Here is a 10,926-nt window from a genome sequence, read left to right on the forward strand (position 1 = left end):
TGATTGGCAAACAGGAGCGGACGCCCATCCCGCCTGCGGTATAATGCCAGAAACATTTTTTTGGTTCTGCCACCGCAGGCAGTTTGATTTGTTGACAAAGCACGGTGGTTTCTCCACTGTTCCAGGTTCTGGCATCGGTATGGATCCGATATGTTTCCTTCTTTTTGTTCTCCTCTTCTATCTCCAGGAAGCAGTCGGCTTCTTCCGTCAGCCCGGCAAATCCGTGGTTTTCCAGGGTAATCCGCATCAAGCTCATCTGACCGGAAGAATCTTCCCCCGTTTTCCACATCCGGTTCTCATTTTCCGAAAGCATTTCCACATCTTCCACTACAAACCGGTAACCAAGACGTTTTCCGACGGTTTCGAAGCCGGATACACCGTTTGCGGTTTCTTTTTTCCATTGTTCCAGCAGCTGCGGGTCATACGTACTGTTCAGATAAGAAATGTGCATCTTTTCCAGATCCCTGATTGCTTCCTCTGCCGAAACATTCTCTTCTCCGGCTGCACGCTGTACTGCCTCGCCGCCGCAAAAACGGCCGCGCATTGCCGTTCTCTGCCAGTCAAGTTCCGCCCCACGGCTCTGCGGCTCCTGCTCCGGTGTTTCCATCGCCAGAGTACCGTATGTACCAAGATCGGTTTCCGATCCGAACATCCCATCGTTATACAGAGTCAGATATTTTTTCTCTTCTTCTGTAAAGTTTCTTGCCAGCTCCCGCCACTGGGAGGGTCTGCGCACCGCAAGCGGACAGGCGCCTTCCAGCGCATCTTGCATAGTCCGAACCAGCGTCCGGAACCCGTCCGGTGTCAGATACCGGGATCCATGCATTTCTCCCCAGTTTCCGATCAGGATTCCCTGCACAACATAGATATCTTCCGAAAATTCCCGGATTGCCGCGCCAAGCTGCCGCATATGTTCCTGTACGGTTTTGATGCTGCCCGGCTCGCGTTCCAATCCTTTTCCTTCCAGATCATAGGCAAACCGAAGGATCATTCCCTTCTTTTGGTCCCGGAAAAATGCGAGAATTTTCCGCACCCACGCCATCGACTCCTGTGGGATCCTGCCGGTTCGAAATGCTCCGATCCCAATCCGCAGAAGTACAAGCTCTTCTTCCTTACAGGCAAGATACAGGGGTTCGTCTGTTTTTGCCGCATCAAACGTATACAAATGGTACCAGCCGCAGCCCGGATTCTGTACCGCACCTTTACACTCTGCAAAATCTGCCCGAGAGAACGCGGGATCACTCGCCGGTTCGCTCTGTGCTGTTTTCTGCTTTTTCAGAAAACGGTTCCATTTTTCTTTCCACATCTTTTCGCCCTGCTCCCGCATCCATCTTTAAAACCTTACACCGGAAAATCACGGCCAGTACGCTGTAGAACATCCGCGTCATATACCAGATGGGTTTCAGCCCGGAATGCATGCTTGTTCCCGAGGTCCGGATATGCATGACTGCCGGAATTTCAACCACTTTAAAATCAAGCAGCATCATCTGTGTGATCATATTGGTATCCGGATATTTGTCATCAAAATGATTGTATTTTGAATAATAAAGCACTGCCTTGCGGCTGAGCCCCTGCAGTCCTGTCGTCGGATCTGCAATCCATCTTCCCGTCGCGATGTACAGCATACGCCGGAATAGGCGGAATGCCAGCTTTTTTGCAAAGCCTACCGAAAACTCTGCGCTTCCATCCATAAAACGGGATCCCAGCACAATATCCGGTGTTCTTCCGTCTGTATCTTTTTCTTTCAGTTTTTCATAAATTTTTCGAATGTTGCATACATCATGCTGACCGTCCGCATCCATCTGGATCACGTACCGGTAGCCCCTGCGGATCGCATATTTATAGCCAAGCTGCAGACCGCTTCCGTAACCGAGATTGAAAACATGCGTTACTACCGCATAGCCGCGCTGTTTTACCATCCAGATTGTGTTATCGGAGGACGCATCGTTCATAACCAGTACATCTACCAGCTCCGCGATCTCCGGCTGTGCCAGCTGATCCATCACTTTTCCTATGTTTTTTTCTTCGTTGTATGCCGGAATAATCAGTAATACTTCTTTCTGCTCCATAGTTCCCGCCTCATTTCATCAGATCCAGCAGCCGCCAAATTTCCTCTGTCTGTCCGTTCCCTTTCTGTTTTGCTGCCGCCACAATCCGCTCTTTTTTTTCGGTATCATCGATCAGTTCTTCTATTTTCCGGGCAATGCCCTCCGGGGTCAGCAAGCAGAGCAGACCATCGACTCCATCCTCTATCTGCTCACGGTTTCCTGCACAGTCTGACGCAATCACGGCACAGCCAAGCGCCTGGGCCTCCTGAATGGCAATGCTTTTCCCCTCAAACCGTGTCGCATGTACATAGAGATCACACTGTGCATAGTAGGGAAACGGATTTTCCTTTATGCCAAGCAGAATAAAGTCCTTCTGCAGTCTGAGCTCTGCAATCTGTTTTTCAAGAGCCTTCCGTTCTGGACCTTCGCCCACAACATACCACCGCGCCTTGTATCCGGCATCTCTGATCTGTTTCATTGCCAGAATGGCGATATCATATGCTTTCTGGTGTGCCAGCCTTCCAACCGTTAAAATACGGACACCGTCATAAGAATCCGAAAAGCCACCCGGCTTTTTAGCCTCTCTCCCGATCCGCTCTCTGTCTATGATATTGTGAAAAACCTGCACTTTTTCTTCATACTCCGGGTAAAACTCCAGGAAATGGCGGCGTGTCTCCCCGGAAACCGTATAGATAACATCCATTTTCTCGTAGCAGTCGCGGTCCATTTCCCGTGTATGTCCGGAATCGCCGTAAGCAATATGGACAAATGCAGCTTTTTTCTTTGCATTCACGTGATCCGCAACGTAATAAGCAGAGCCGCCTTCCAGATAAGCAACCGCAAGATCAAAGGTTTCATCCAACCGGTCTGCCCCGTCCGAAAGGACTCTCCAGAGCAGTTTATCCGGCTGAATTTTCCCCGCCTTCTTCATCACGCGCAGATTCTTCATCAGATACCTGATTTTTTCCATGGTGTGTCCGTGCCGGAACAATGCCATCACCGATGTCTGCAGCAGTTTTCGCCTTCCTGCACCGGAGAGTACGGAATCCTCACAGATCCTTTTATTTTTTATATGGACTCCCGGCGGCACCCTTGAAATCATTTCCCCCTGTCCCAGCAATACATACAGCGAAATTTCATATTTCTCTGTATCCAGATGGTTCAGAAGCTCCAGCAAAGCCGTTTCTGCTCCTGCACGGCCAAGCGTATTGATTACAAACAGTATTTTTTTCATAAGTCTCTTGCCTGCTTTCCTGTCAGACGTTCCAGCTCTTTTATGATTCTCTCATTCTCCTGGTTCAGCAGAGAAACCTGCATTGCCAGTTCCTGATTTTTCATCAGCAGAGAAGAAATCTGTATTGTCATCTGATACATGCCCCACACGACAAGGAACCCGGTAAGCAGCAGCACCGCCAGACTTCCCAGACTTAAGCGGCTGCTCCAGCCGGAGAACTTCGGAACCGCACCGCTTAAGATTGCCGCAAGGCCGAGCAGCTCCCAGGTAACCGCCAGATTTATCGTCAGTTTCTTTTTCGCATGCAGCACAAACGTCACTGCCATAATCCCAAGCCCTGCCAGGATCACACAAACCTTTATAATTGTCGCTGTACTCATCGTTTCATCTCATCCTTCTGTTTCTGCTCTTCTGCCCTCTGAAATACCAGACCGGATGGGCGCTTTCCTTTCCCGTGCCTGATCAGATTTCCGCGGCAGAAAACGTGCGCATCCATATTTTTTTCCACCCATCGCAGTCTCGCAAACGCCACGCTCCATCCTGCAAACGATCCTGCTATGACCCCAGCCCCATACCAGACGGCCGGCAGATGGGTAGCAATCAGGCTGCCGATCCAGGTAACAAGACAGAACACAATCGCCGTCAGGATTGCGCCGGTCAGGTCATCGAAATAATACAGAAAAATGATTTCCGCATACATAAGGAACAGAATAAAATATCCAACTGCAAGGGACGGATAAATTTTCATGGTCATGCCGGAAAAGCCTTCTTGCGGCAGGAAAATCACGCAAATCAGATATATCACAACGGAAATCATAAACTGAAGGCGTGCAAGCGTCATCAACTCACTGGAAAGCTGGCGGAACATCCGCTTTTTTGCATTTTCAATATCGGCTCCCTTTCCGCCAATCACCGCCTCGGAATACAGCTTGTATTTCTCATGGAAACGCATTTCGACGCGTGCAATGAAAATAATCGATGCCGAGAGATTGGTAAACATGGCAAGGCAGGAAGCCATGTCATATGGCTGATTGCAGACAAAGCTCTTTACCAGCTCCATCCGCATATCGGTTGTCCAGAACACAAAGTTATGGATATACAGCCCCAGAATATACAGAAAATTCGAAAAAATCAGTTTCCAGTATTTTCTGAAATACTGCAGCACCGGCCGGTAGCGGTTACTGTTTTTGACAAAATACCGCCGGATCAGGGCGTTTTCCAGTGTTGCCGTCACAAAAAATCCAACCGTCAGGGAAAATAGCATGCTGCGCGTCGTCTCCCATTTCATGAGGAAATGCAGAATCAGTGCCAGGACAAATGCAACCAGCATTCCAAAGAAGAAATACTGTGAAATCCTCTGATAATCCTTACAGATGGAAAGATAAATCATGGAATAGAAAACCAGCACCAGGCTGATATAGCCACAGAAACTGCAAAATACATACGCCGTTGACACCTTCCCGACAAAATGCTCCCACAGACAGAACGGAATGCCGACCAGACAGCTCAATCCGATATTCAGAAGCATTCCGATCTGATAGCACGGCAGGATGTCCTGATACCGTTCCTCGTAGATCACGTCGGACATATAACGGGACAGCACCGCATTAAACGGTGATGCCGTCAGTAACGCAAAAATAAAGATATAGAGAATCGTACAGGAAAACAGCTCACGCGTAGCATATCCGACACTGGAAAATTCGAGCAGCTCCTCCATTAAGATCAGATTGAAAATGACGACCATCATCGGCGCAATCGTTACAACGGTACTGTAGGAGAATCCAATCAAATTTGTCGTAATGGTATTTTTTTCAAAAATCCGATTCAGGCGAACGCCGATTCCTGCCATGCCATCTATCCCCTTTCCACCTTGCGGTGTTTATTTTATTTCTGTTTTTCTGGCAGCTTTACCGGTTCCTCCTGCCATTTCTGGCCCATCTGCTCAGCAAAATCGCGGTAAATCTCCCAGTACGTTTTCTGCATATATTCCACACGGTATTTCTGCATAACACGGCGGTATCCGGTTTCTCCCATTTCGAGGCGTTTTTTCTCACCGGCCGCCATATCCAGCATTGCCTGTGCGATTTCTTCTATATTCATGATATGCGTAACTATTCCGGCTGCGCCGAAATCATCGCTCTCACCGTAGATCAGACCATAGCAATTTCCGACATCTGTCGCAATAACCGGCTTGTGTGCCGCATAGCTCTCCAGAATCGTCAGCGGCTGGCCTTCGCTGATGCTGGTCAAAATTGTCACATCCATTCTTCCCAGATAATCCCGGATATTGATTCTTCCGGTAAATACCACATCCGGAACTTCCAGATCCGATACGAGCTGGAAGCATTCCTCGGCATACTCCCGGTCCTCCTCCCATGGTCCCATGATCCAGAGCTTCAGTCTTCTGTCGCGCTCTTTTGCAAAGGCAAATGCCTGGATCATCGTTTTCACATCCTTGATGGGTGTGACACGAAGAACTGCACCGATGTTCACCATTCCCGCATCCTCTTCGGTCTTTCCCGGGATATTCTGAAGATTTTCCACACGGATTCCATTCGGTGTAACCATCGTCTTTTCCACCGGACAGCCAAGCTCAACCTGCAGCTCCCGCGCGTGCTCAAACAGGGAGGTAATCAGAGTTCCCTCGTTGTACGCCAGCTTTGACATTTTCCGGAACTGGTCAATCCAGATATTTTTGTAGATTCCTGCAACCCACTTCGCTTTAATCAGCTCCTCCTCGCGTTCCCGGGTGTAAATACCGTGTTCCGAAATCAGGAGACGGCTTCCATAGAAATGCTTTGCCATAGCGCCAAGCACGCCGGCATAGCCGGTTGCAACGCAGTGATAAAGATCCGCCTTCGGGAGCTCGGTCTGCATTGTGAGAAACAGCGGCAGATAGATGGAGCGCATAGTCCATAAAAAGTCAGAGAAAACGATCTGGCTGTATTTCAGGTTGTAGCACTCTTTCACGGCATTCAGAAAATCCTCTCCCATCAGGAGCGCATTCAGGGAAACATCTTCTTTCCGGAACAGATCAAACAGGACATTCCACTCGATATCCTGATCAAGAAGCAGACTTCGAAGTGCCTGATACTGCTCTTTCCTCAGCCGATGTTTATGTCGTTTTTTACTTCCGCCCCAGTCCACATCGTCCAGATAGAGTTCATAGACGGCGGAGACATTTTGGGGCAGCTCATACGCATACTTTCCGCGCTGGGAACGGTTTGCCGCAATGGCGAGGATGATAAATTCTGTTTTTGGGAAAAGCTGGATCAGACTGTGTACCCAGCTGGAAACACCGCCTACCACAAAGGGATAGCAGCCCTCCGCTACCATACAGACTTTCATTCGTTTTTCACCCCCTCTTCATAGTAATACCGCCGGTCGGATGCACGAAGTGTAATCGTTACTTCACTCTTTTCCGCGCGGATCAGCCATGCAGAATCCTCCAGCTTTTCTGCCGTTCCGCCCGTGACCTTTTCAACGCTTTCATTGTGTGTCCGAATCACATAGTACGCAGTTTTCTCTGTTCCCGTGGTCTTTAAGGTGATGGTGTCGCCCTCTCTTTCGTCCTCGCAGCGTAAGTTCAGGAAGGTGCGGATTCTGGAATCGCAGGTGGAAACCGTGGTACCGTCAAATCCGGAAAATGGCTGCCAGTAGGTTCCGAGGTTGGAGGCAAATTCTTTGACGATTTTTTCCCAGCGGTCCTCCTCTGTTTTCGGATAAATCACTCTGCTTAAATCCAGCTCTACACTGGCATAGCCGAGCGCACTTTCAATACTCTTCATTTTCATCCAGGAACGATAGGTAAAACGTCCGGTATCTTCCGTGACAATTTTCTGCTGTGTCGTCTGTGCATCCAGGTAGCTGACCAGATCGCCAGCCGTATCTTTGCTCTTAACTACGGTGCGGACACTCCCAAGAGCAGACTGCTGTAAAGCTGTTTCCATCTCCTGTTCACTCAGGTTTCCACTGAAAAAGGAGGAAAAGTAAAAATCCGAAAGATTTTTCTGCATGAAGCTCTGATCTTCGTCTAATTTTTCCTTTACGGATGTTTCGGATTCTGTAAAACCGGAAAGTCCCATCTCGCCTTTTTCTTCGTTGAGCAGCTTCGCATAATAATGCAGCAGCTCGCCATCTGCTTCTGCCGGAGCATCATAATCCAGTTTTGGTGCCACCATACAGGTAAGACCAAAATGATTTTTTCTGTAGATTGCTGCAATCGACGGCCAGACAATATCGCGGTTAACACCTTTTGTTCCGTTTCCGTAAATCTCCTGCATTTTGTCCGTATTTTCCTCTGCAAGTGACGGAAAGTTCTGCACAACAAGATTCTGCGCATTTACAACCGGATAAATCAGATAATTTCTGGTTTCATACACCATTCCCGTCAGCAGTCCCAGCCCGGTTTCATCCCCCATATAATCTCCATTTACGGCAAATACACTGGCTGTCCCGAAATTTTTCCGCCAGATCACAACCGGATAATCCTGGGTTTTCAGCGTCTGATCCTCCGGAAAGCCTTTCATATAAGTTTTGGTTCCATCTCCAAGCTTAAACCATGGAAACGTAAGCTTAAGATCCTGCCTGTTTTCTTCTTCCTTATTTTCGGTCCGGTAAATATTTTCTCCGCCGAGCATCAGATTGTCATACAGATCCAGCCCCGTTACGGTTGTAGAATCCTCTTTTACTTCTGCAATTCCAACCAGCTCCCGCAGCTTCTGATTTTTCCGGATCACAGACACCTCCGGGAGATTTGCAAACACAACATGGATCCCCTCATTCACACTGTTCTGCAGATCTACGACATCCTTTAAGGCGGTCCAGTCGATGCTTTCTGAATTCACTACAATCATCTCCGGCTGCTTTGCACCTTTCTTCTCCATTGCCTGCTCATATTTGCGCATGGATGGATAAACTGCAGCTTCGTACTTCATATACCGGCACCATTCACAGACAACCGCCCCCACAGAATGCTCCTCGGCTTCTCCGATATAGACGATCGTTCCCCGGCTTCCTGTTATGTTTTTCTCGCCGGATGCGTCTTCTGTTCCAAATGCGCCGCTGCCATCTTCCAGATCTTCTTTCTCTGCCGCATACGCATTTTTTTCATAGTGGTTCAGTTTTTCCTTTGCCAGATTCAGACCCTGAAACAAAAAGAGGATGATTGCCATAAGCATTGTGATCGCTGCAAAATTTCTGCGGGAAACCATTTTTTCTTCCTCCTTCTGTCATCAAGTCTTTTTTGTTGAAATTTCAGTTTTTTCAGCCCTGTCTGTCTCTTTGTTTTTTCCCGTCTTCTCTACTTTGGCATTGGATTGTTGTAGCCATAATCAATCGCAAGGTTGTATGGACTGTTAACGTTCTGCTGAAGGCAATAGCAGATAAAGCTGTCGGATTCATAGTAAACTTCCATTTCATTCGGGTAAAGCTCTTGGAACCTCTGTGCCCACTCATACATATGGCTCATCGTGATCCAGCGATTCTCTCCTGTGTAGGGATGAAGTCCACCGGTAAACGGAAGTGGCGTTTCCGCTCCCTTGGCTGTGACTTCTTCGTGTTTCGTACTTTCCCCATAATCAACTGGTATCTTTTCAATAAAAAAATACACGTATTTCGTTGGTATTATAATCTCCGGATTCTGCCCCAGATCTTTCAATTGATTTAATAAGGTAATGGTCTCATAGTGATATCCATAAAATTCTGTCATGCGAAGCTCATCATTCGCTGAACAGATTGTCCATGTAAAATCTTTATTTTCCCGCAAGATATTGGTAACGCATACCATGGCTCCGTTATCTTCCAGTGCTCCGACCTTTACCGGCTCTCTTATAAGACCCTGCGATAAAACGGCTGTTACAGCCGTCACAAGTGTCAGGAGGGAAGCAATCCCGCCAAGCCATCTTCGCTTCCACCGGCGTATCGCCAGATACACCACTGCATCTACGCCAAGCGCCCAGGCAAAGCAGATGGCATAGCACAGGAAAATGCCGCAGCGATTGGCATCCATCAGCGCCGGAAGATGCAGCAGCGATGCACACTGCAAAGAACACATGCATAGCAGATAAACAGCCGCAGACAAAACAGCTCCCGCAAAATCGTTTTCACGCAGCACTGCCAGGAGGATGCCAAGAAGCAGCAAAATTGCAATACTTCCCAGCGTAATTTCTGCGATATATGGTTTTACATTCATGACATTAACGCGGATGCTTTCCCGCACTGCCGATCCTTTTTCTTTGAGCCTCTCCGACAGCGGTTTCTGCTGCTTTTGTATTCTTTCTTCTGCCGCTTTTCGCAGCTCTTCTATCCGGGACTGGCTGAGCACAGAACCGGTTTCACCGTTCTTGGTTGTGTTGCCGCTGCTTTCTGCTTCGCCGGCCGTCAGACTGTCGGATACACCGTCCTGTGATAAAGTACCTGCTGTATCCGCATCCTCCTGCTTTTTATCACCGGTAATGACGTTCATTCCCCAGTACAGCGATCCCTGCAGCCCCTTTCCCATCGCAACGCCCGCCGCCATCGGCAGGACTGAGAGAAGGACGCTTAATATTCCCGTAATCAGGATTCTTCTGAAATAGTTCCACCGGAAAAAACGAAAGCAGAAGCCAACAGCAACGCCAATACAAAACAGGCCTGCAGCCATCGTACCGTAAAAATGAACGGTCAGCGTCAGCGAAAATCCAATCGCAAACTGTACCAGATACCAGCGGCAGTTTCCGTTCCGTTCTTTTGCAAATTCCTGAAAAAAACGGATCGCCATACAGACAGAGGTCAGGACAAAAATCATACTGAACTCCTGCGGCAGTGCACTTTCAAAACGGGCGTACGTACTCCGGTTGAAGATATCCATCACATAAAACAGTATCCCAAAATACGGCGTAAACCTTCCCCTGCACACCATTTTCAGCGCCGCGACCAGTGCCAGATACACAAAATACGTCTGCACTACGCCGAAAATCCGAAGCAGCACATAGGTAGGAATTCCAAATACCATATGAAGATAATAAATCACAATATGGAATCCATACGGATACACGCCCGCAACCCAGATATTATTCCGCTCAAGCTCATTGATCCAGTAATTGTGCACCGGAATATCACTTGCTTTGTAGCCGAACGTTTCCACCATATTCGGTCCATACACATACGTGATCGCTGCAATTGCCGCCAGCAGCACTGCTATTTCCGGCAGCGCATGCAGCCATTGCTTTCGTTTTCCCCGAAAACACCGCTCGTAAACGGTTCTCCGAAGCTGCGCCAGAGATGTCTTTTTGCCCCGCTCTCCATCAAGCAATCGTTCGATCCGCACCAGCAGGCTCTCCATTGCTCCCGGGATCTGTTTTTTTCTTTTCCAGATCCAGATAAAAAGGAATGGCCCTGCAGTTCCGAGGAGCAGCGTCACACGGCTGCTGATCCGAAGAAACTGCAGCAGATAAACGAGATAAATGATATAAAAATTCCCTGCGAAGAAATAAGCGATCAGTTGTTCTGCAACGGAAAACCGATGAAACCTCTTCCCAAGGATCCGCCATGGAAGAAACAGGGTTACGATGCCATAGGCAGCAAAAATTTCCAGAAATTGTAAAATTGTCAGCCATCTCATGGACATCTCTTCGTCCCTCCTTTCGCGGAAATGATTTTTCA

General features: G+C 48.3%; 7 protein-coding genes and 1 pseudogene. All 8 read right to left on the reverse strand.

Translation table 11 applies throughout. The features are described from left to right. Positions 1–82: 82 nt before the first annotated feature. A pseudogene (locus tag DWX26_RS07345) lies at positions 83–1,327 on the reverse strand (DUF4874 domain-containing protein); the annotation flags it as partial. After that, positions 1,239–2,069: a glycosyltransferase family 2 protein gene (locus DWX26_RS07350; protein ID WP_118601162.1), complete on the reverse strand. Its 831-nt coding sequence runs from the start codon at positions 2,067–2,069 to the stop codon at positions 1,239–1,241. The gene DWX26_RS07350 and the pseudogene DWX26_RS07345, both read right to left, overlap by 89 nt. 10 nt (positions 2,070–2,079) lie before the next feature. Further along, positions 2,080–3,282, reverse strand: a complete 1,203-nt coding sequence (locus tag DWX26_RS07355; protein ID WP_118601163.1) for a glycosyltransferase — start codon at positions 3,280–3,282, stop codon at positions 2,080–2,082. Next, positions 3,279–3,662 carry a DUF2304 domain-containing protein gene (locus DWX26_RS07360; RefSeq protein WP_117510144.1) on the reverse strand — a complete coding sequence of 128 codons (384 nt, stop codon included), beginning with the start codon at positions 3,660–3,662 and terminating at the stop codon, positions 3,279–3,281. Before DWX26_RS07360 ends, DWX26_RS07355 begins: the two co-directional genes overlap by 4 nt. Further along, entirely contained in the window at positions 3,659–5,131 is a 1,473-nt protein-coding gene (gene pelG, locus DWX26_RS07365; RefSeq protein ID WP_117510145.1) for an exopolysaccharide Pel transporter PelG, read from the reverse strand. Before pelG ends, DWX26_RS07360 begins: the two co-directional genes overlap by 4 nt. A 35-nt stretch (positions 5,132–5,166) precedes the next feature. Beyond that, positions 5,167–6,630, reverse strand: coding sequence for a GT4 family glycosyltransferase PelF (gene pelF / locus DWX26_RS07370; protein WP_118601164.1), 1,464 nt, complete (start codon positions 6,628–6,630; stop codon positions 5,167–5,169). Then, the gene (locus DWX26_RS07375; protein ID WP_118601165.1) at positions 6,627–8,495 is read right to left on the reverse strand and encodes a DUF2194 domain-containing protein; all 1,869 of its coding nucleotides are present in this window, start codon (positions 8,493–8,495) and stop codon (positions 6,627–6,629) included. Before DWX26_RS07375 ends, pelF begins: the two co-directional genes overlap by 4 nt. An 89-nt stretch (positions 8,496–8,584) precedes the next feature. Continuing rightward, positions 8,585–10,891 (reverse strand): hypothetical protein, encoded by a 2,307-nt coding sequence (locus DWX26_RS07380; RefSeq protein ID WP_118601166.1) that lies wholly within the window; start codon positions 10,889–10,891, stop codon positions 8,585–8,587. Between the last annotated feature and the right edge of the window lie 35 nt (positions 10,892–10,926).

Origin of the sequence: Blautia sp. AF19-1, assembly GCF_003479155.1 — a bacterium.
In the GTDB taxonomy this organism is placed as follows: domain Bacteria; phylum Bacillota; class Clostridia; order Lachnospirales; family Lachnospiraceae; genus Fusicatenibacter; species Fusicatenibacter saccharivorans.

What these genes read in the sequence shown, in the direction of transcription:
- DWX26_RS07350 (WP_118601162.1), bottom strand. Translation starts at nt 2,069, where the DNA reads ATGGAGCAGAAAGAAGTATTACTGATTATTCCGGCATACAACGAAGAA.
- DWX26_RS07355 (WP_118601163.1), bottom strand. Translation starts at nt 3,282, where the DNA reads ATGAAAAAAATACTGTTTGTAATCAATACGCTTGGCCGTGCAGGAGCA.
- DWX26_RS07360 (WP_117510144.1), bottom strand. Translation starts at nt 3,662, where the DNA reads ATGAGTACAGCGACAATTATAAAGGTTTGTGTGATCCTGGCAGGGCTT.
- pelG (WP_117510145.1), bottom strand. Translation starts at nt 5,131, where the DNA reads ATGGCAGGAATCGGCGTTCGCCTGAATCGGATTTTTGAAAAAAATACC.
- pelF (WP_118601164.1), bottom strand. Translation starts at nt 6,630, where the DNA reads ATGAAAGTCTGTATGGTAGCGGAGGGCTGCTATCCCTTTGTGGTAGGC.
- DWX26_RS07375 (WP_118601165.1), bottom strand. Translation starts at nt 8,495, where the DNA reads ATGGTTTCCCGCAGAAATTTTGCAGCGATCACAATGCTTATGGCAATC.
- DWX26_RS07380 (WP_118601166.1), bottom strand. Translation starts at nt 10,891, where the DNA reads ATGTCCATGAGATGGCTGACAATTTTACAATTTCTGGAAATTTTTGCT.